At 64.8% G+C, this 17,856-nt stretch carries 21 protein-coding genes and 2 pseudogenes; 12 read left to right on the top strand and 11 right to left on the bottom strand.

The window, feature by feature from the left end; all coding sequences use genetic code 11:
• Positions 1 to 9: 9 nt before the first annotated feature.
• Positions 10 to 1,968: a putative bifunctional diguanylate cyclase/phosphodiesterase gene (locus AC0YKC_RS13530; RefSeq protein ID WP_488511385.1), complete on the bottom strand. Its 1,959-nt coding sequence runs from the start codon at positions 1,966 to 1,968 to the stop codon at positions 10 to 12.
• A 180-nt stretch (positions 1,969 to 2,148) separates the two neighbouring features.
• Here AC0YKC_RS13530 and AC0YKC_RS13525 point away from each other — a divergent pair, with 180 nt between their 5' ends.
• The 3 genes from AC0YKC_RS13525 to AC0YKC_RS13515 all read left to right on the top strand — a co-directional run bounded on the left by AC0YKC_RS13525 (position 2,149) and on the right by AC0YKC_RS13515 (position 5,415).
• Positions 2,149 to 3,126, top strand: coding sequence for a GNAT family N-acetyltransferase (locus tag AC0YKC_RS13525; RefSeq protein ID WP_488511384.1), 978 nt, complete (start codon positions 2,149 to 2,151; stop codon positions 3,124 to 3,126).
• A 72-nt stretch (positions 3,127 to 3,198) separates the two neighbouring features.
• Positions 3,199 to 4,347, top strand: a complete 1,149-nt coding sequence (locus AC0YKC_RS13520; RefSeq protein WP_488511383.1) for an amidohydrolase — start codon at positions 3,199 to 3,201, stop codon at positions 4,345 to 4,347.
• Between the two features lie 81 nt (positions 4,348 to 4,428).
• On the top strand, positions 4,429 to 5,415 hold the full coding sequence (locus AC0YKC_RS13515) for an NAD-dependent epimerase/dehydratase family protein (RefSeq protein ID WP_488511382.1): 987 nt from the start codon (positions 4,429 to 4,431) through the stop codon (positions 5,413 to 5,415).
• A 70-nt stretch (positions 5,416 to 5,485) separates the two neighbouring features.
• Here the strand turns inward: AC0YKC_RS13515 and AC0YKC_RS13510 are convergent, their stop codons facing one another.
• Positions 5,486 to 5,938 carry a hypothetical protein gene (locus tag AC0YKC_RS13510; protein WP_488511381.1) on the bottom strand — a complete coding sequence of 151 codons (453 nt, stop codon included), beginning with the start codon at positions 5,936 to 5,938 and terminating at the stop codon, positions 5,486 to 5,488.
• 185 nt (positions 5,939 to 6,123) lie between these two features.
• Between AC0YKC_RS13510 and AC0YKC_RS13505 the strand changes: the two genes are divergently transcribed.
• The 4 genes from AC0YKC_RS13505 to AC0YKC_RS13490 all read left to right on the top strand — a co-directional run bounded on the left by AC0YKC_RS13505 (position 6,124) and on the right by AC0YKC_RS13490 (position 7,805).
• A complete protein-coding gene (locus tag AC0YKC_RS13505; RefSeq protein WP_320296128.1) occupies positions 6,124 to 6,696 on the top strand; it encodes a TetR/AcrR family transcriptional regulator in 573 nt (190 codons plus the stop codon).
• A complete protein-coding gene (locus AC0YKC_RS13500) occupies positions 6,686 to 7,237 on the top strand; it encodes a DNA-3-methyladenine glycosylase (protein WP_488511380.1) in 552 nt (183 codons plus the stop codon). Before AC0YKC_RS13505 ends, AC0YKC_RS13500 begins: the two co-directional genes overlap by 11 nt.
• 63 nt (positions 7,238 to 7,300) lie before the next feature.
• On the top strand, positions 7,301 to 7,618 hold the full coding sequence (locus tag AC0YKC_RS13495) for a DUF2934 domain-containing protein (RefSeq protein WP_488511379.1): 318 nt from the start codon (positions 7,301 to 7,303) through the stop codon (positions 7,616 to 7,618).
• A gap of 52 nt (positions 7,619 to 7,670) precedes the next feature.
• Positions 7,671 to 7,805: a hypothetical protein gene (locus AC0YKC_RS13490; protein ID WP_488511378.1), complete on the top strand. Its 135-nt coding sequence runs from the start codon at positions 7,671 to 7,673 to the stop codon at positions 7,803 to 7,805.
• A 210-nt stretch (positions 7,806 to 8,015) separates the two neighbouring features.
• Here AC0YKC_RS13490 and AC0YKC_RS13485 read toward each other — a convergent pair whose 3' ends face one another.
• Positions 8,016 to 8,330, bottom strand: coding sequence for an EthD family reductase (locus AC0YKC_RS13485; RefSeq protein ID WP_320296132.1), 315 nt, complete (start codon positions 8,328 to 8,330; stop codon positions 8,016 to 8,018).
• 189 nt (positions 8,331 to 8,519) lie between these two features.
• Here AC0YKC_RS13485 and AC0YKC_RS13480 point away from each other — a divergent pair, with 189 nt between their 5' ends.
• The gene (locus AC0YKC_RS13480) at positions 8,520 to 8,879 is read left to right on the top strand and encodes a hypothetical protein (RefSeq protein ID WP_320296133.1); all 360 of its coding nucleotides are present in this window, start codon (positions 8,520 to 8,522) and stop codon (positions 8,877 to 8,879) included.
• A gap of 131 nt (positions 8,880 to 9,010) precedes the next feature.
• Here the strand turns inward: AC0YKC_RS13480 and AC0YKC_RS13475 are convergent.
• Positions 9,011 to 9,540, bottom strand: a pseudogene (locus tag AC0YKC_RS13475) (cupin).
• A 78-nt stretch (positions 9,541 to 9,618) separates the two neighbouring features.
• On the opposite strand from AC0YKC_RS13475, the gene AC0YKC_RS13470 reads away from it, so the two are divergent.
• Complete coding sequence (locus tag AC0YKC_RS13470) at positions 9,619 to 10,179, top strand: hypothetical protein (RefSeq protein WP_488511377.1); 561 nt, start codon at positions 9,619 to 9,621, stop codon at positions 10,177 to 10,179.
• 18 nt (positions 10,180 to 10,197) lie between these two features.
• Here AC0YKC_RS13470 and AC0YKC_RS13465 read toward each other — a convergent pair whose 3' ends face one another.
• From AC0YKC_RS13465 to AC0YKC_RS13450, 4 genes are read right to left on the bottom strand one after another with little or no spacing between them, the layout of a single operon-like run.
• Positions 10,198 to 11,214 carry a zinc-dependent alcohol dehydrogenase family protein gene (locus AC0YKC_RS13465; RefSeq protein WP_488511376.1) on the bottom strand — a complete coding sequence of 339 codons (1,017 nt, stop codon included), beginning with the start codon at positions 11,212 to 11,214 and terminating at the stop codon, positions 10,198 to 10,200.
• Between the two features lie 25 nt (positions 11,215 to 11,239).
• A complete protein-coding gene (locus AC0YKC_RS13460) occupies positions 11,240 to 11,635 on the bottom strand; it encodes a (R)-mandelonitrile lyase (RefSeq protein WP_434722078.1) in 396 nt (131 codons plus the stop codon).
• Positions 11,636 to 11,654: 19 nt separating this feature from the next.
• Positions 11,655 to 12,122: a cyclophilin-like fold protein gene (locus AC0YKC_RS13455; protein ID WP_320296138.1), complete on the bottom strand. Its 468-nt coding sequence runs from the start codon at positions 12,120 to 12,122 to the stop codon at positions 11,655 to 11,657.
• Positions 12,119 to 13,318, bottom strand: coding sequence for an MFS transporter (locus tag AC0YKC_RS13450; protein WP_434722076.1), 1,200 nt, complete (start codon positions 13,316 to 13,318; stop codon positions 12,119 to 12,121). The genes AC0YKC_RS13455 and AC0YKC_RS13450 overlap by 4 nt, the downstream gene beginning before the upstream one ends.
• A gap of 173 nt (positions 13,319 to 13,491) precedes the next feature.
• Between AC0YKC_RS13450 and AC0YKC_RS13445 the strand changes: the two genes are divergently transcribed.
• Positions 13,492 to 14,385, top strand: coding sequence for a LysR family transcriptional regulator (locus AC0YKC_RS13445; protein ID WP_488511375.1), 894 nt, complete (start codon positions 13,492 to 13,494; stop codon positions 14,383 to 14,385).
• A gap of 11 nt (positions 14,386 to 14,396) precedes the next feature.
• On the opposite strand, the gene AC0YKC_RS13440 is transcribed toward AC0YKC_RS13445, so the two are convergent.
• The 3 genes from AC0YKC_RS13440 to AC0YKC_RS13430 all read right to left on the bottom strand — a co-directional run bounded on the left by AC0YKC_RS13440 (position 14,397) and on the right by AC0YKC_RS13430 (position 16,113).
• Complete coding sequence (locus AC0YKC_RS13440) at positions 14,397 to 14,729, bottom strand: hypothetical protein (RefSeq protein ID WP_320296141.1); 333 nt, start codon at positions 14,727 to 14,729, stop codon at positions 14,397 to 14,399.
• A gap of 155 nt (positions 14,730 to 14,884) precedes the next feature.
• Positions 14,885 to 15,616 carry an SDR family oxidoreductase gene (locus AC0YKC_RS13435; protein ID WP_320296142.1) on the bottom strand — a complete coding sequence of 244 codons (732 nt, stop codon included), beginning with the start codon at positions 15,614 to 15,616 and terminating at the stop codon, positions 14,885 to 14,887.
• A gap of 35 nt (positions 15,617 to 15,651) precedes the next feature.
• Entirely contained in the window at positions 15,652 to 16,113 is a 462-nt protein-coding gene (locus tag AC0YKC_RS13430; RefSeq protein WP_320296143.1) for a VOC family protein, read from the bottom strand.
• A gap of 135 nt (positions 16,114 to 16,248) precedes the next feature.
• On the opposite strand from AC0YKC_RS13430, the gene AC0YKC_RS13425 reads away from it, so the two are divergent.
• Entirely contained in the window at positions 16,249 to 17,172 is a 924-nt protein-coding gene (locus tag AC0YKC_RS13425; protein ID WP_320296144.1) for a transcriptional regulator GcvA, read from the top strand.
• Between the two features lie 85 nt (positions 17,173 to 17,257).
• Positions 17,258 to 17,842: pseudogene (locus tag AC0YKC_RS13420) on the top strand (chemotaxis protein CheB); the annotation flags it as partial.
• Positions 17,843 to 17,856 lie beyond the last annotated feature (14 nt).

The following is a 17,856-nucleotide window of genomic DNA, read 5'->3' as shown; positions in this document are numbered from 1 at the left end:
GGCGGCCGATCAGGCGGCGTTGCCGCTCCGGGGATTGCGCAGCGGCTCAAAATGAGCTTCGGCGGCAGACTTGCGGGCCGCGTCGAAGGCCAGCGCGTCGCGCATCGGCAGCGCCGCCGAAAACAGATAGCCCTGCGCGATCATGCAGCCCAGCGAGCGCAGGATCATGCGGTCGGCGTCGGTCTCGACGCCCTCGGCCATCACCTCGATGCCCAGCGTGCGGCCAAGGCCGATGACCGCCTCGACGAGCGCCTGGTCCTCCACGGATTTCGCCAGGTCGTGCACGAAATCCTTGTCGATCTTGATCTTGCGGATGCGGCTGTCCTTCAACGACACCAGGGTCGAGAAGCCGGTGCCGAAATCGTCGAGCACGATCGATATGCCGGCATCCGCCAGGCGCCCGACTTTTTCGTCGACCCGATCGCGGTCGACCGGCGCCTCCTCGGTGATCTCGATCTCGAGCATCGCGGCTGGCACATTGTTCTTGCGCAGGCCTGTAAGGATCATGTCGTCGACATTGCCGGCCTCCAGCTCGCGCGGCGAAAGGTTCATCGCGACGCGGACGTCGCGGCGCCCCTGTTTGACCAGCTCTGCGATCATGGCGCAGCAGTTGAGGAATACCGTATCGGTCAAAAGCGAAAGCAGGCCGGTTTCGCGCGCGGCGGTGACGATCTCGGGCGGCGAGATGGCGCCATGGACATCGTGATGCCAGCGCAGCAGCGCCTCGAAGCCGACGACCGCGCTGGTGTCGAGCCGCACCAGCGGCTGGAACCAGGAACAGAGCCGGCCTGCTTCGATCGCGCCGCGCAGGTCGCGCTCGATGCGGTTCTTGCGTTCCAGCGCCGCGTCGAGCCCCGCGTCGAAGAGGCAGTATTCGTTCCTGCCGCCGCGCTTGGCCGCATAGAGCGCGAAGTCGGCCTTGAGCAGCATTTCCGTCAGGCGCGGCTTTTCCGCCTGATAGATGCCGATCGAGGCGCCGACCCGCACCGAATTCAGCTCCGGATCCGGGTTGGCGATGGCCGCGATGATGGCCGATGCAAGCTCTCCGGCCTGCTGCGGACATCTGCCGGTCGAGAAAAGCAGCACGAACTCGTCGCCGCCGATGCGCGCGATCGTAGCACCTTGCGGGGCGTGGCCCTCGATCCGGCGCGCCACCTTGACCAGGAGGTCGTCGCCGATGTTGTGGCCATAGGTGTCGTTGACGGATTTGAAGCCGTCGAGATCGATCAGCATGGCCACGAACGGGCCGTCGGAATGGCCGAGCTTGGCGATCGCCTGCTCCAGGCCATAGCGGTTGAGCAAGTTCGTCAGCGGGTCGCGCCTTGAGTTGCGCTCCATCTCGGCGGCGAATTCGCGCGCCTCGTATTTGAGACGGCTCGTCTCGCGGAAACGGGATTGTCCGAGCAGCGCGCTTCGGATCATGCCGCCGAGGAAAAGCAGGATCGTGAAGGCGAGCACGGCATTTTCGACGCCGCCTTTGGCGAACACGCAGCCGGCGGCGGTGAGAAGCGGCAGCACGATGAAGTTGATCGAAGCCGGCGCGTAGGCGGTTCCATAGGTGACCGAACCGGCCGAGGCACCGGCAAGCACAATCAGATAGAGCGGCGCCTGGGCCGTGGTGTATCCGTCGCTCAGCAGCGCCAGGAACGACCAGGCGACGCCCGAGGCAAGCGCCAGCAAGCCATAGAGGGAAAGCCGGGCGCCCGCCGCCTCCGGCCTGTCGTCGGCCGCGTCCGATTGGGCGACGGCAAGCACCAGCCGCGCGCCATTGATCAAGGCGATCGCAATAAACCACAACACCGCGGCAAAGCCGCCGCCCGACAAGAGCTGAACCGTCAGGATCAGGGCCGAGAGCACCGTGCCGACGGGCATCGAGATGAAGACGCCCTTGGCCAGGTCGGCGAGCTGATCGCGCAGGATGCCTGCTTCAACGGCTTCGCTGCGCCCCTCGGAGGAGAGACCTGCCATCAGCCGCTCGTCATGCTTCGCCATGGTTCTAGTGGTTAGGCGAGCGGAATGAAAATCGTGTTAAGGATTTCAGCGGTTTACGTCGCATTTTTCGATCAAGGTCGCCCGGCGCCAGGAGCTGGGAGAAAACAGGCGGCGTTCCGAGTGGACAGGACGAGCGCTCTCGCAAAAGATGTCGACATGGAAACTCTTGGCCCGACCGATCTCAGGCTGATGCAAGGCCTCGCGCAGGGCGTGACGGCGCTGCGGCCGGAACTGCTCAACGGCGATGCGACCGTCGGCGAGCTGGCCTGGGTCTGGGCCAAGGATTTCGACGCGCTCTGCCCGTTCTGGCACCACCGCATGTGGTTCGCCGATGGGCGGCTGGCAGCGTGGGGATGGGCCTGCCTGCCTCATCGGGTGCCGCGCGGCGACGGCACCGTGCTCGAGGTCGAGACCGCCAACCTGACCTGGCAGACGCATCCGGACCGCGCTGCGATGCTTGGCGAAATCCTCGACTGGTACGACGACGTCGCCGGCAGCGTCGACCGGCTGCTGACGGTGCAATCCGCCGACATCGAGGCGCAGCGTATTGTCGCCGCGCATGGTTACGCCTTCGATGCGGAAGCCGGCGCGGATGACGGCCCCTGGGTGCAGTTCAACACACGGGAATTGACTGACCTGCCCGATCCGGCGCTGCCCGAAGGGTTTCGGTTCCTGAACGCCAACGACATTTCGGCAGCCGACGCGGTAGAGGCGCATCGCCAGGCCTGGCATGCGTCGCGCTTCAACGAGGCGGCGTTCGAGCGCGTGCGGCGGACCTGGCCGTACCGAGGCGACCTGCATGTGCTCGTCGCCGCGCCCGACGGCACGCTGGCCGCCACCGCGATCATCTGGCCGGACGAGGCGACGCGGACCGCCGAATTCGAGCCCGTCGGCACGCATCGCGATTTTCGCCGGCGCGGACTGGGCACCGCCTTGCAATTGCACGGCATGCAGCTCGCCAGGGCGGCCGGCGCCACGCGCATGCTGGTCGCCTGCCGCGGCGCGCCGGCGGATCCGGCCGCCCGGAACATGTATTACGGCGTAGGCTTCCGCCCGATCAGCCGCGACCTGCCGCAGGTGAAGGTGGGAGATAGCGGCATTGATTTCGCGGTTGCCGATGGACCATCCGAATAGACCGCCATGGCACGGCGTGAGAAAACCCTATCATGTTTGTGTGACCGGCAAGCCAATCGGAGCCCCAAACCCATGACCCTCACCAATCGAGACATCGTCGAGCTGACCGAATGGCGGCGTAAGCTGCACCGGCAGCCGGAAATCTCCAACGAAGAGGCGAAGACGGCGAGCGAGGTCGTCGCCTTCCTCGCCGATACGGGACCGGACAAGGTGCTGACGGGTCTCGGCGGCCATGGCGTGGCAGCAGTTTATGATAGCGGGCAGGCCGGACCGACGGTGCTGTTCCGCTCGGAGCTCGACGCACTGCCGATCGAGGAGCTTTCGGGCGTGGCGCATGCCTCGCAGGTGCCGGGCAAGTCGCATATGTGCGGTCATGACGGGCACACCGCGATCCTGGCGGCGCTCGGCCGCCAGTTCGGGCGCGAACGGCCGGCACGCGGCCGCGTCGTGCTGATGTTCCAGCCGGCCGAGGAGACCGGCAATGGCGCGGCCGGCGTCGTCGCCGATCCGCGCTTTGGCGAGATCCAGCCTGATTTCGCGTTTTCGCTGCACAACCTGCCGGGCGTGCCGTTCGGCGAGGTGCGGCTCAAGGCCGGCACCGTCAACTGCGCCTCGCGCGGCATGCGCATCGTGCTCGAAGGCAAGACGGCGCATTCCTCGATGCCCGAAACCGGCACCTCGCCGATGCCGGCGATGAGCGAGCTGATGCCGGCGCTCCCAGCGCTTGGGCGCGGAACCTTCAACGATGAGGATTTCGGCATGGTGACCGTGACCCATTGCGCGATGGGCGAAGCCGTGTTCGGCATCGCGCCCGGCTATGCCGAAGTGTGGGCGACGCTGCGCACCCGCCGCGACGAGCGCATGGCCGAGCAGGTCGCCGCCGCGGAAGCGCTTGCGGCAAAAATCGCCGCCAGGCACGGTCTTGCCGTGCGCTTCGACTATCACGAAATCTTCGTCGCCAGCGTCAATGCGCCGGACGCGGTCGAGCACCTCAACCGTGCGCTCGACGAGGAAGGCGTTTTACGCAGCGAAGAAACGCTGCCGATGCGCGCCTCGGAGGATTTTGGCATCTTCGGCCACAATGCCAAGTCGGCGATGTTCTTCCTCGGCGCCGGCGAGCGCACCCCCTCGCTGCACAATCCCGACTACGATTTTCCGGACGACCTGATCCCGATCGGTTCGCGCATTTTCATGCGTACGGCGCGCAATTTGCTGGGATGAGCGGCTGGCTTCCGCCCCGACAAGCCTTAGCTACATCCCGGCGGAGCCAAATCCCTGAAATCATGCCAGCAGGAGCAACACATGTCGCGCATCGTCGTCATCGGAGGCAGCGGCCACGTCGGAAGCTATCTTGTGCCGCGGCTCGTCGAACTCCGACATGAGGTCGTGAATGTAAGCCGCGGCACCGCGGTGCCCTATCGTCCGCATTTTGCCTGGCAAGCTATCGAGAACATCGTCATCGACCGCGTCGCCGAAGAGAAGGCGGGGCGGTTCGGCACGATGATCGCGGAGCTGCGTCCGGAGATCGTTATCGACATGATATCGTTCGATCTGCCCAGCGCCCAACAATTGGTCGAGGCGCTGCGCGGCAAGATCGAGCATTATCTGTTCTGCAGCTCGATCTGGGTCTATGGCCGTTTCTTCGCGGTTCCGTCGATTGAGGCGGACCCGCCGAATCCCATCGACACCTACGGGGCGAACAAGGCAGCGATCGAGGCCTGGCTGCTGCGGCAGGCACGACTGACCGGCTTTCCCGCGACCTGCTTTCGGCCGGGCCATATCGTCGGCGAGGGATGGAATCCGATCAACCCGATCGGCAACGCCAATCCGGCCGTTTTTTCCCTGATCGCGCGTGGTGATGAGCTGGTCCTGCCGAACCTCGGACTGGAGACGGTGCACCATGTTCACGCCGACGACGTCGCCCAATGGATCATCCGCGCGATCGAAAACCGGGCGGCATCGATCGGCGAGGCATTCAACACGGTTTCCGAGCAGGCCGTCACGCTCAGGGGCTACGCCGAAACCGTCTATCGCTGGTTCGGCAAGGAGCCGCGCATCGCGTTCAAACCCTTCGACGAATGGATCCTCGACCTGGAAGGCGACGATGCCGTGGGCTCGCGAGGGCACGTCATCCGAAGCTCCTGCCACTCGATCGAGAAAAGCCGCCAGCGTCTCGGCTACCAGCCCCGCTATACGAGCTTCGAGGCGATCCACGAGTCCGTCCGTGCGCTTATAGCCGCCGGGAAGATCGTTGGCCCCGATGACGACTTTACGAGCAAAGGCGGCTGACGATCAGTGCCGCGAAAGGCCACGACATCGACAGGTGCTTGCGCACAAATGGCCGGTGTCGTTGATGCCGCTATCCCATCGGCGCCAGGTCCGGTTTCAGCATCATCACCGCCGCCACGAGCACGAACAAGGCAATCACGGCGACGCGGCCAACACGCGCCCTGCCGTCACCGGCCAGCGCGGCGAGATCCGGGGTCGACACACCCGCCACCGCCGCCTGGAACTTCGCTTGCCACGGCTGCACGAAGCGCCGGCTGACAATCATCATGGCGGCAATCAGGGCGAAGGACAGCAGCAGCCATGGCGTGGTGAGCGGCCAGCCGCCGAGATAGACCAACGCGATGCCGGCAAGCATGCCGACCATTGCAAGCAGGTTGCCGACGCGGCTGGCGCTGAGCGTATAGCGCGCCATTTTCACGCCCTCCCCGCCACTGGCGAACAGCAGGAGTTCAACCGCCAGGAACAGCACCGCGGCAGACATCATGCCGAAGGCGTGAATATCGAGAACGCTGATATAGAGCATGATCCTTTTCTCCGAGCTGGCTGACACCGAAGCGGCCGACGCGCGGCGACTTGCTTGCAATACGCCAGCAAATATGTGACGATTTCGTCAGGTTTTGTATTCGCTTTTGGATTTGATTCAGCACGGCCGGCTAAGTGGATGTAATCCAACGAAAATTTCCTCGACAGCAGCGCGCGCGAGCCACTTTGGAAGCGATAGTCCAGGCGGCGGCTCAGCTTTTGACCGATGTGGGCTTCGAGGCCCTCACCACCGCCAGGGTTGCCGAACGCGCCGGCGTCAGCGTCGGCTCGCTCTACCAGTATTTTCCAAACAAGCAGGCGCTGGCGGCCGCCGTGGTCGACCACTATGCCGACAAGTTCGAGGCCGCCTTTGTCGAAGCGGTGGTGACACCCGTGCATGACACGCTCGAGGAAACGATCGATGCCCTGATCGAGGTGGCGCTGGTCGCGCATCCGCACGACCCGAAGCTGCACCGGGCGCTGAACGAGCTGGCGCCGCGCTATCGCGCGGAAAAGGTCCGCGAGGTCGGCGACCGGATCGCGGCGACCGTCAAGGGCGAGTTGGCGCGACACCGGCAGGAGATCGCGCCCGACCTTGATCTCGGCGAGGCAGCCGCGCTCATCGAGACGCTCCTGGAAAACGTCGTCCATCGCGCCATCGAGCGGCATCCGGTCAGTGTTCGGGGCGAGCGGGCGATCGGCCAATGCCACAGGATGATCATGGCCTATCTGACCAGCACCCGCCCCTATGCCGCCTGATCGCGACTTCTTCGCCCGCGACGCGCTCGTGGTGGCGCGCGCGCTGATCGGCGCCAGGCTTGAGCTAGCCGGTGTCGGCGGCATCATCGTCGAGACCGAGGCGTACCGGCCCGACGATCCCGCCTCGCATGCCTATCGCGGCGAGACACCGCGCAATGCGTCGATGTTTGGCGCACCCGGCACTGCCTACGTCTACCGCTCCTACGGCCTGCATTGGTGCCTGAACGCGGTGTGCCTGCCTGGTAGCGCCGTGCTGATCCGGGCGCTCCAACCGCAATCCGGCATCGCCGCGATGCGCGAACGGCGCGGAATGGATGACGAGCGGCTGCTCTGTTCGGGCCCCGGCAAGCTCTGCCAGGCGCTGGGCATCGACGGCTCGCACAATCGGCTGCCGCTGACCGCGCCGCCCTTCGAGTTTGCGCGATCGCAGACCGACTCGGCCGCCATCGTCAGCGGCCGCCGGATCGGCCTCACCAAGGCGGTGGAATTCGATTGGCGGTTCGGACTTGCCGGGTCGGCCTATCTCAGCCGGAAATTCTGAACCCAACTTATCTTCTCCAGCCTCCTTCATGGATCGATTGGGGCCAGCGCACGTTTGAAGTCAATGACCGAGGAGCAGACAATGGCGAGCGATAAATACGAACGCATCAAGCGACGCGCCTATGAGATCTGGCAGCGCAGCGGCGAAGCGCATGGCCAGCACGAAGAACACTGGCATCAAGCCCGCGAAGAGATCGAGCGCGAGGACAACGGCTTCGGTGAGCAGCCGGGCGCCGCGATGCCCGGCGCGGTGACGATACCGGCGGGCCAACCAGACCCGCTGGCAGCCGAGGCGCTGGTGCGCAAGGCGGCGGACAACCGACCTGAAGGACCGGCCGCCGACAATCCGGCGTCAACGAAACGCAGCCGGCGCAAAAGCTGAAGCGGCCATGGTTATCAATGTCGAACAGGCACTGGACGAGGCGCTTTTGGCCATGCGCATGCTGCGCAAATCGATCATCGATCACGGCCACCTGGAAGCGATGGCCGATCTGGATGCGGTGATGGCAAATGCGATCGCCGCGGCGGAGCAAAAACGCACCGAGATCGATCGGGAAAAGTCCGCGTGAACACGCAGGATTGGCAAACGCCAATCTGCGGGGGCGCGCCAGCAACGATGCATTAGCCGGCCGGCATTCAATCATGATCAGGGTGCTGTCGACTGGCATACGTCTTAAGCGCTGCCGCCGGTGTCGTCGCCAAAATAGAGCTGGCCTGACCGACATGCCCAGGTTGCCGGTGGCAGGACAGGGCGGGCGCATAGGCTATAGCAACGCGATTTAAACTTCCCTGCTGTCAAAAAGGAACATCTGAACGCCTGACTCGTCAGGTGCGTAAAGCCGGCGATCGGCCCCGGCCGCTTTTCCCTCCGGGCTCGCCATCCCCTTTTTCATGGTGTCGAGATCGTCGAAATGCAGGGTCCCGATGAGATAAACATCGGACGGACCGGCCACCGTGGTGATCGGCCCCTGGCTGACCTCATATTTCCTGAGGCCCGGGATCTTCTTGGCCAGTGGTATGTGCGTTCCGAAATAGTGTCTGTCGAACGCTTCCGGGTCAGCCGGCTGTTTGTAGATGACGACCATTCCAGCCATTGCGGCTCTCCTTTTTCGTTGCGGACGAACCAAGGACGAAATGGCAAGTGGAAACGGAACGAGGCGTCGGAGAATTTTTCAGGTAACGACGGTCACGGCGGTCGCCTGACCCTGGCTTTTCGTCGCCATCTCGCTTGTGCGAAGACACGTTCCGTGCTCTCTCCGCCTTAAATTAGCAGAGACTCAAGCATGAGAATTGCGGTGGTCATCGCGCTCTGCGCGGCACTGGTTGGATGCGCGTCCTCGCCAGTCGACTATGGCGCGTCGCTGTCGCAGCAGGACCCGAAATGGGCATCGCCGCAATGCCAGCAGGCCCGCGCCGCCGCCGCGGACTATGCGCAGCGCGAGAAGGACCATCCCGGCTGGGGCATGGGCGTGCTGCTTGGGCCTTACAGCATGGGCATGGTGGCTGCGGTCAAGGAGCATGAGCAGCAGCAGCGACGGCTGTTTGCCCGACAGATGCACCTCCAGTGCTCAAGCCAGCCGCTGCCGAAGGAACTGGATTTCGATCCGGCAACGTACGCGCCGAAGAAGACACATTATCCGTAAGCGACGGGCCGCTGCCCGGACTGCCCCAGCCGTCATGCGCAAAATCGTTGCGCGTGTCTTCGTCGGCACGCGCCGGCGCCTGGAAGACGCCGTCCAGCGTCAGATGCTCGATAGCGACGATCCTTCGCATTTCAGCCTCCGCTCCATGCCTTGAGCAACGGACCATCGCCGCCGTGGACCGGATCCTTGTCGGGGCGGGGGACCTGCGGGATAGTGCGCAGCGCCTCCGCGTGCTGCTCGGCGCTCCGGCACAGATCGTATGTGCCGAAAGGCGGATAGGCGCCGACCACCAGAAGGTCGGCCGAGGCGGACAGGCGTTGGTGACCCGTGCCGGCCGGCAGCACCGCCACGTCGCCCGCCTTGACCTCGAGCACTTGCCCTTGTCGCCGCCGAAGCGGACCTCGGCGGCGCCGCGCGCGATCCCCAGCACCTCGTGGATGCGCGAGTGGTAGTGGACGAAGCCGTAGATGCCGTTGCGCCAGCTGTCGCCCCAGCCATTCGAGCCGAAAATATCCTCGAAGACGGCAGCCGGGTCGACCTCGTCCGGCAATATCACCGCGCCGGGATAGACGAGCATCGGCCAGCGCGGATGATTGGGCACCAGCCCGTCATCGGCGAAGCGGAAGGTGAGAGGCTCCTGTTTGTCGGTGAGTTGTGCCATCCTTGCCGCTTCCTGCAATCCCCGTATCGTCTAACGGTTTTCCGAGGGTTTTGCTGCCGTCAGCGCAAGGAGGTCTCCATGACCGCATTTCGCCTTTCGACAACCAGCTTTCTTGTGCCGGCGCTGCTCATGTTCCTTGTCGCCGCCGCAGGCGCCATAGCCGCGCCTGCGACGGCTAAGGCCGCGCCTGCGACGGCTAAGGCCGCGCCTGCGACGGACCTCCACAAGCTCTGCCGCCAAGTGAAGAACGACGACACGGTCCGCCCCTATTCACATGAGCTCTACGATGGCACCGTCAAGGCGTTCAAGAAGCTGTTTCCGGACGCCAACGGCACACCGCAGGAGTCCGAGCTGCAGACACAGGCCAGCTACCGCTGCATGAACGGCAAGCTGCTGGCCTGTTTCGTCGGGGCCAACCTGCCCTGCGCCAAGATGAACGCCCAGCGCGACAATCCGGGCGCCGACGAATTCTGCAAGACCAGTCCGAACGAAGACGTCGTGCCGGCCTTCGCGACCGGCCACGACGCCGTCTATGCGTATAAATGCCGGAACGGCAAGGCGGTGGTGACGGGCTCGACATGGGCGCTCGACAAGCGCGGCTTCGCCAGGACACTATGGGCGGTGGTTCCCGAACGCTGAGACACCGCGAGGGCGCGCCTAAACCTCAAGCATGACCTTGATCGCGCGACGCTCGTCCATGGCGCGGTAGCCTTCCGCCACTTCCGCAAGTGGCAGCTTCAGGTCGAAGACCTTGCCGGGCTTGATGCGGCCTTGCAGCACGCGCTCCATCAGGTCGGGCAGGAAGCGGCGCACCGGCGCCGGGCCGCCCAGCATGCGCTTCTGGCCGAAGAACAGTTTCTGGCCGTCGAAGCTCACGCCATGCGGCACGCCGACATAGCCGATCGTGCCGCCGGGCCGCGAGCAGGCCAGCGCCTGGTCGAAGGATTCTCCGGTGCCGACGCATTCCAGCACCGAGTCCGCGCCGATCCCCTTGGTCAGTTCCTTGATGCGCGCAATGCCCTCCTCGCCGCGCTCGGCCACGATATCGGTGGCGCCGAATTCGCGTGCGAGCTTCTGGCGGCTCGCATGGCGGCTCATGGCGATGATGCGCCCGGCACCCATCTCCCTGGCCGCGAGCACGCCCATCAGGCCGACGGCGCCGTCGCCGACGACCACGACCGTCGAGCCTTCGCGGACCTCCGCCGCATCGGCCGCGTACCAGCCTGTGCCGAGCACGTCCGACACGGCCAGCAAGTCAGGGATGAGCTCAGCCGGCGGAACCTCGGAAGTCGCCACCAGCGTGCCGTCGGCCAGCGGCACGCGGGCGTAAGGCGCCTGGGCGCCGCTCATGAACTCGCGCTGCTCGCAGGACGACTGGAAGCCGAAGCGGCAATGCGGGCAGGTGTTGTCGGAGAGGCAGAAGGAGCCGACGACGAACTGTCCGGGACGGACATTGCGCACCTCCGCGCCAACCTCGACGACGATGCCGCAATACTCATGGCCCATATGCTGCGGGCCGTCCACCGGCTGCAATCCGCGATAAGGCCACAGGTCCGAGCCGCAGATGCAGCTTGCCGACAGCTTGATGATGGCGTCCGTCGGTCGCAGGATTTTCGGGTCGGCGACTTCCTCGCAGCGGATGTCGCCGGGCTTGTGAAGAACGGTTGCGAGCATTTTTGCTTTCCTTTCGTCGATCGGGTCAGGCGCCGTAGTCGGCGTCGCTGACATGTTCCAGCCAGTCCACGGTCTTGCCGTCCTTGGCCTCCTGGACGGCAATGTGGGTCATGGCGGTTTCGGGCGACGCGCCATGCCAGTGCTTCTCGCCGGGCGCGAACCAGACGACGTCGCCGGGCCGGATCTCCTCGACCGGCCCGCCCTCGCGCTGCACGCGGCCGAGCCCGGAGACAACGATCAGCGTCTGGCCCAGCGGGTGCGTGTGCCAGGCGGTGCGGGCGCCGGGCTCGAAGGTGACCTGCGCGCCCTGGACACGCTCGGCGTCGAAAGGATTGAAGAGCGGATCGATCCGCACCGTGCCGGTGAACCAGCTTGCCGGACCTTTGCCGGAAGGCCTGCTGCCTGCGCGAAGAATGTCCATGATGATTTCCTTTGCGTCCTCAGATGCGTTCTATGTGAAGCGGGAACTCGCCGCGCACGTGCAACGCCTGTTCGCCCTCGTCGAAGCGGCCGAGCCTGATCAGCCCGGGATGGCGGTAATCGGCGTAGAACATCGCCAGATTGCCCCACGGCATGAAGTAGCAGAGGTCGTAGGGCTGTTCGTTGCCGAACGGACCGCTGCCCTCCTCGGTCAGCTTGCGCGGCAGGTAGGCGATCTTTTCATTGTGGGCGTAGTCGCTGACGGTGAGATGGAGCGGCAGCATGGAAAAGAAATCCCGCGCAGACGGGTTGTCATACAGCGTGGCCGTCATGATACGACCGTCGAAGGTCATCCTGATCCGCATATCGGTCGGCTCCTGGTTGGCCGGGTCCCTACCCTGTTGGCTGTTGGCCGCTCTCACCGGGACCACGGTTGCGAGCGCGGCGCACAGCAGCGTTCGGCGGCTGATCGGTCGTCGCTTCGTCAATGGCGACCCCCGGGTGTCGTTGCCGCCACGGCGAACAGAGCCGAGCCGAAAAGCAGCACTGCGCCGAGCGCGAAGGGGCTCCACCAGCCGGTGCTGTCGAACAGCAGTCCACCCGCGAACGCGCCGAAGGTGATGGCGAACTGGATAAGCGCGACCTGCAGCCCTCCGCCCGCTTCGAGATCGTCGGGGATCACCCGGGTCATCCAGGTGTTCCAGGCGACCGGGACCGGCGTCGTGAACAGGCCCCAGGCGATCAGCAGGGACGCCGTCGCGATTGCCGACGGACCAAGCGCGATCAGCGAAAGCGCGATGATCGCCAGAGCCGTCGGCAGGCCGATCAGCACGGCTGCGAGATGGGTGCGAAGGATGAAGCCGACCAGCGACGTGCCCACCAGGCCGGCGAGGCCGAGGCCGAGAAGCACCATCGACAGTGCGTTCACTTCAAGGCCGGTGATGTTTTCGAGGAAGGGGCGCAGATAGGTGGAAAGCGCGAACTGCCCCATGAAGGCGAGCGTGGTGGCGGCCATGCCGATGGCGAATATGCGATTGCCGAGCAGGCGATACATCTTGCCGACCGAGGCCTGTTCGCCGGCAGGCATTCTGGGCAGGACGGCAAGCTGCCAGACGATCGCAAGAAGGCCGATCGGAACGACGATGAAGAACGCACCGCGCCAGCCGATCAGGCCGCCGAGAAAACTGCCGAGCGGCGCCGCGATCACCGAGGCGAAGGCCGTCCCGCCTTGCAGCATGGCGATCGCCCTGGGCAGGTCGGCGCCAGGCACGATACGGGCCAGGATGGCGGTGGACAAGGACCAGAAGCCGCCGATCGACACGCCGATCAGGGCCCGGCCGAGCATGAAGACGAGATAGTTCGGCGCGAAGGTGATCGCCAGGCCGGAGACCACGAGGATGGCCGTGTAGAGGACGATGACGGTGCGCCGGTCCAGCCGCGACAAGAGCGCGTTGCCGAACAGGCTGGTGAGGACCGCGAAGAAGCCCGAGACGGAGATCGCCTGGCCGGCCTGCCCTTCCGAGATCGCGAGCTCATTGGCGATGGGCGTGAGCAGGCTGACCGGCATGAACTCCGACGCCACCAGCACGAAGGTGAGCAGCGACAGGCATGTCACCGCTCCCCAGGCGCTTGGTTTTTTCGCCTCCTGGGCTTTCACCAGTTGACTGTCGTAGGTCGTATCCATGTGCCGCGGCCCGCCGTCGGGCCCCTCCAGTCATTTCGCTGGCGGCTATATAAATCACCGGCACTATCCGGATTAGCCGTTGCAATCTGCATGGACTTATCCATTCTTGATATGAATTGACCGAAGGCATGGATCGCTGCGGCTCGAGCGGGCGGCCAAAACGGAGCGTCGTCATGCAGCGCGAGGATCTGAAGGATCTGATGTGGTTCCTGACGGTGGCCAGGGAGCGCAGCTTCACCAGAGCGGCGGCCGAGCTCGGGACGTCGCAATCGACGCTCAGCCATGCCATCAAGCAATTGGAGGCGCGGCTCGGCGTGCGGCTCTTGACTCGCACGACGCGGAGCGTGGCGCCGACGGAAGCGGGCGAGCGGCTCTACCAGTCGCTCGTGCCGCGGTTCGAAGGCATAGAGTCCGACCTCTCGAGCCTGGTGGCCTTCCGCGACAGGCCCGCCGGCACGGTGCGCATCACGCTGTCGGACCACGCGCTGCGGATGATCGTCTGGCCGAAGCTGCAGCCGGCGCTGTGCGACTATCCCGACCTGCGCGTCGAGCTCTACAGCGACAACGGCATGCGCAACATCGTCGAGGAACGCTTCGACGCCGGCGTGCGGCTGGGCGAGAGCGTCGACAAGGACATGATCGCGGTGCGCATCGGCCCCGACTGGCGGCTGGTGGCCGTGGCATCGCCGGACTATTTTTCGCGCCGCCCCGTACCGAAGACACCGCAGGATCTGGTCGCGCATGACTGCATCTGCCTGCGGCAGGCGACGTTCGGCGGGCTCTATGCCTGGGAGTTCGAGAAGAAAGGCCGCGAGCTCCGCGTCCGGGTGGAAGGCCAGCTCACTTTCAACACGACCCTTCCCATGGTCGACGCCGCGCTTGCCGGCTACGGCATCGCCTATGTCCCGGAGGACCTCGTCAGCCGGCACGTGGCCGAGGGCCGGCTGAGGCTCGTGCTCGACGACTGGAGCCTGCCCTTCCCGGGCTATCACCTCTACTACCCAAGCCGGCGCCAGCTCTCGCCGGCGATGGCGGTGATCGTCGCGGCGCTTCGGCACCGAAGCTGAGGAGCCTGCGGTCAGCGCGGCAGCAACCGCGAGACTTTGAGGCGCGGTGCGAAGAAGCAGCGCAAATAGGGCTGGTTGGTTATGACGTAGTGGTTCTCGCAGATATGGTAGCGGCCGTCCGGCGATTCCTGCACGCGGTCCGGCGGAATGTTGAACCCATCGGGCACGTAAAGGTAGCCGCCGTCGGCCCTGGGCTGCACCGTGGACTCCGGTATGGGGCGGCAATCCGTACCGCCGCAACACTTGAAGTTGGTTACCGGGTCAACCTTGTTTTGGTACCAGTCATGGGCGTCGGCGCCTGTCGCGGCGGCAAGGCACATGGCTGTGACGACGATCTTTCGCATGCATTCCTCGACGAGGCGGAGGTGCTGCTCATTCAAGCGTCTTGTATATTAGCGTTCCGCCGGAAGCGCCATGCTTAGCGAAGGTCCGGCAAACGGCCTTGTGGACAGCAAAAAGGTAAAGGCCGGGTCCTCAAACCGAGGTCCGGCCCTGCCCGCTAAACCAGCCTTTGTCCGCCATCGATATGAACCGTCTCGCCGGTCATGAATTCGTTCTGCATCAAATAGAGGTAGGCTGGCGCGATGTCGGCGGGTGTGGCGATTCTGCCCGCCGGGATGCGGGCGCCCATCTCACCGAAATAACCGGTCTTGGCCGCGCCGACGATCTCGTCCCACATCTCGGTGTCCACCCAGCCGGGCGAGACGATGTTGACCCGGGTCGGCGCAAGCTCCAGCGCCAGTGCGCGGGCGAAGTAGGTGAAGGAGCCGGCGACCGCCGCGACCACCGAGCCGCCAGGGACCGGCGGGCGGTCCTTGTTGATGCCGGAGGTGAAGATCATCGAGCCGCCCTCGTTCAATTTGCGCGCGGCGTGCTTGGCAAGCATAACCGCGCCGATCAGCTTGCCGTCGACGAATTGGCGCACGAAATCCATGTCGGCCTCGCCGACCGGATAATTGGGCGGCGGCGTGCCGGCCGTCGCCACCAGATGATCGAAGGCGCCGGCTTGCTCGAACAGGCGGGCAACGTCCGTCTCGCTAGCCATGTTCGCGGAGATGCCGGTCACGCGCCCTGCCCCGCCCAGCCTCTTCTCGGCGGCCTTCAGCTTGTCGGCCGAGCGGCCGACGATCACGACTTCCGCGCCGTTCTCCAGTGCAGCCGCCGCGACGCCGAAACCAATGCCGGAGCTGCCGCCGACGACAATGATCTTCTTTCCCGTGAGATTGGTCATGGGTCTTCTCCGTCTTCAGTTGTGGAATGGTTAGTTCAGGCGCGACCGGCATGGGCCGCTTCGATGTCGGCGAGGATGATCCTCTTCATCGAATACATGGCCTGCCGCGCCCGGTCGGCCTTGACGCGGTCGGGGTCGTTCATCAGGCGCAGCGCCGGTTCGGGAATGACCTGCCAGTAGACGCCGAACTTGTCCTTCAGCCAGCCGCAAGGCTGTTCCGAGCCGCCGCCGGCGGTCAGCGCGTTCCAGAAGTAGTCGGTCTCGGCCTGGTCCTCGGTCTCGATGTAGAGCGAAATCCGCTCGTTGAAGGGCGGCACGCCGCCGGCGTTGAGCGCGGTGAAACGCTGTCCTTCGAGCTCGAAGTCGAAGATCGCGTGCGGCTTATCGGTGAACTCGATGGTCTGCAGCGCGCGGCCGTTCTTGAAGACCGAGAGATAAAAATCACGCGCGGCTTCAGCATCGAGGTTGAACCAGAGGAAGGGATGAACGGTGGCCATATTGTCCTCGCAGGTTTGATCTTAAGTGAGCGTTGATCACAAATTCTGTGAGGATTTTTGGCTGGAAAAAGCTCGACGGACAAACCAAAGTTTGGCAAGTATTTGTTACCATAACTCACAAATGGCTTTGTCGTCATGGCCCGCAGACTGCCACCGCTCAACGCCTTGCCGGCCTTCGAGGCCGCTGCACGGCATTTGAATTTTTCAAGGGCCGCCGACGAACTCAACCTCACCCATGGCGCGATCAGCCGGGCGATAAAACATCTGGAGGACCAGCTCGGCGTGCAGCTGTTCGAGCGCGCGACGCGCTCGGTGCGGCTCACCCCGGTCGGCGAGCCTTATGCAGCTGCCGTGCGCGAGGCGCTCGACCAGTTGGCGCTGGCGACGCAAACAGCGACCTCGCGCCATTCCGGCTCGACGCTGAACGTCAGCACTTCGGACGGCTTCGCCGGAAAATGGCTGGTGCCGAGGCTATACCGTTTTCACCGCGCGCATGGCGACATCGACGTGCGCGTCTCGACCACCGGCAAGCTGACCAATTTCCGAGGCGACGGCATCGACGTCGCCATCCGCTATGGCGGCGGCCACTATCATGGGCTCACTTCCGAATTCCTCACCGGCGAGGAAGTGTTTCCCGTCTGCAGCCCGAAGCTTCTGAAGGGGCCGCATCCGCTCAGGACGCCGCAGGACCTCAAGCATCACACGCTGATCCGCGACGGCTACCGCATCGACTGGGCGGCGTGGCTGGCCAGCGCCGGCGTCGAAGGCGTCGACCCGAACAGCGGGCTCACCTTCGATTCCGCCACCTTCGCCGTGGAATCGGCGGTGCAGGGCGAAGGCGTGGTGCTCGGCCGGACCATGCTGGTATCGGCCGACCTTGCCACTGGCCGGCTGGTGCGGCCGTTCGACCATGCGCTGAAGGCGGTTTCCAGCTTCTATCTGGTCTATCCGCCGGAAGCGATCCGCCAGCGCAAGGTGAAGGCGTTTCGCGACTGGCTGTTTTCGGAGATCGAGCCGGCTGAAGTCACCGAGCGGAACTCAATGATCTTGATGCGATAAATGGCGTCCCCTATAGCGTTTGACGCGTTTTTTAGGGAACGTGGCGATCGTCGTTATATGATGCAGTCGCATCGTGAGGGCGCCCATGGCAAAGCGACCAGACAAACCAGGAAACCGCTCGCGCCGCGACCTGAAGGCGAAGCCAGGCGATGCCGCCATGCAGGAGGCCGCCGACAGGGTTTCAGACAAGACTATTCCGGTCGTCGGCATCGGCGCTTCGGCGGGCGGCATCGAGGCCTTGAGCAGTTTCTTCGACGCGATGCCGGCCGACAGCGGCTGCGCGTTTGTCGTGGTGCTGCATCTCGACCCGAAACGGGAAAGCGAGATGGCCCGCATCCTGCGCGCTCATACCAAAATGCCGGTGGCGCAGGTTGAGGACGGCATGCAACTCCTGTCCGACCATGTCTACGTCATCGCCCCCGCTACCGAGATCAAACTGAACGGCGGCAGGCTGGAAGTTTCCCAACCGTCGGAGCCGCGCGGCCAGCGGCACCCGGTCGATGTCCTGTTTGCCTCGATTGCGACGGAGCAGCGCGAGCGCTCGGTCGCCATTGTGTTTTCGGGCACAGGAAGCAACGGCACCGAGGGCTTGAAAGAGATCAGGGCCGAGGGCGGCATGAGCCTGGTGCAGGCGCCGGAAACGGCAAAGTTCGACGGCATGCCGAGGAGCGCGATCGCCGCCGG

The sequence above is a fragment of the Mesorhizobium sp. CNPSo 4661 genome (genome assembly GCF_057784215.1).
This window is presented reverse-complemented; position numbering and strand designations above follow the sequence as displayed.

Coding starts and splice junctions, on each gene's coding strand:
- AC0YKC_RS13530 (WP_488511385.1), bottom strand. CDS start 1,968: ATGGCAGGTCTCTCCTCCGAGGGGCGCAGCGAAGCCGTTGAAGCAGGC.
- AC0YKC_RS13525 (WP_488511384.1), top strand. CDS start 2,149: ATGGAAACTCTTGGCCCGACCGATCTCAGGCTGATGCAAGGCCTCGCG.
- AC0YKC_RS13520 (WP_488511383.1), top strand. CDS start 3,199: ATGACCCTCACCAATCGAGACATCGTCGAGCTGACCGAATGGCGGCGT.
- AC0YKC_RS13515 (WP_488511382.1), top strand. CDS start 4,429: ATGTCGCGCATCGTCGTCATCGGAGGCAGCGGCCACGTCGGAAGCTAT.
- AC0YKC_RS13510 (WP_488511381.1), bottom strand. CDS start 5,938: ATGCTCTATATCAGCGTTCTCGATATTCACGCCTTCGGCATGATGTCT.
- AC0YKC_RS13500 (WP_488511380.1), top strand. CDS start 6,686: ATGCCGCCTGATCGCGACTTCTTCGCCCGCGACGCGCTCGTGGTGGCG.
- AC0YKC_RS13495 (WP_488511379.1), top strand. CDS start 7,301: ATGACCGAGGAGCAGACAATGGCGAGCGATAAATACGAACGCATCAAG.
- AC0YKC_RS13490 (WP_488511378.1), top strand. CDS start 7,671: ATGCGCATGCTGCGCAAATCGATCATCGATCACGGCCACCTGGAAGCG.
- AC0YKC_RS13485 (WP_320296132.1), bottom strand. CDS start 8,330: ATGGCTGGAATGGTCGTCATCTACAAACAGCCGGCTGACCCGGAAGCG.
- AC0YKC_RS13480 (WP_320296133.1), top strand. CDS start 8,520: ATGAGAATTGCGGTGGTCATCGCGCTCTGCGCGGCACTGGTTGGATGC.
- AC0YKC_RS13470 (WP_488511377.1), top strand. CDS start 9,619: ATGACCGCATTTCGCCTTTCGACAACCAGCTTTCTTGTGCCGGCGCTG.
- AC0YKC_RS13465 (WP_488511376.1), bottom strand. CDS start 11,214: ATGCTCGCAACCGTTCTTCACAAGCCCGGCGACATCCGCTGCGAGGAA.
- AC0YKC_RS13460 (WP_434722078.1), bottom strand. CDS start 11,635: ATGGACATTCTTCGCGCAGGCAGCAGGCCTTCCGGCAAAGGTCCGGCA.
- AC0YKC_RS13450 (WP_434722076.1), bottom strand. CDS start 13,318: ATGGATACGACCTACGACAGTCAACTGGTGAAAGCCCAGGAGGCGAAA.
- AC0YKC_RS13445 (WP_488511375.1), top strand. CDS start 13,492: ATGCAGCGCGAGGATCTGAAGGATCTGATGTGGTTCCTGACGGTGGCC.
- AC0YKC_RS13440 (WP_320296141.1), bottom strand. CDS start 14,729: ATGCGAAAGATCGTCGTCACAGCCATGTGCCTTGCCGCCGCGACAGGC.
- AC0YKC_RS13435 (WP_320296142.1), bottom strand. CDS start 15,616: ATGACCAATCTCACGGGAAAGAAGATCATTGTCGTCGGCGGCAGCTCC.
- AC0YKC_RS13430 (WP_320296143.1), bottom strand. CDS start 16,113: ATGGCCACCGTTCATCCCTTCCTCTGGTTCAACCTCGATGCTGAAGCC.
- AC0YKC_RS13425 (WP_320296144.1), top strand. CDS start 16,249: ATGGCCCGCAGACTGCCACCGCTCAACGCCTTGCCGGCCTTCGAGGCC.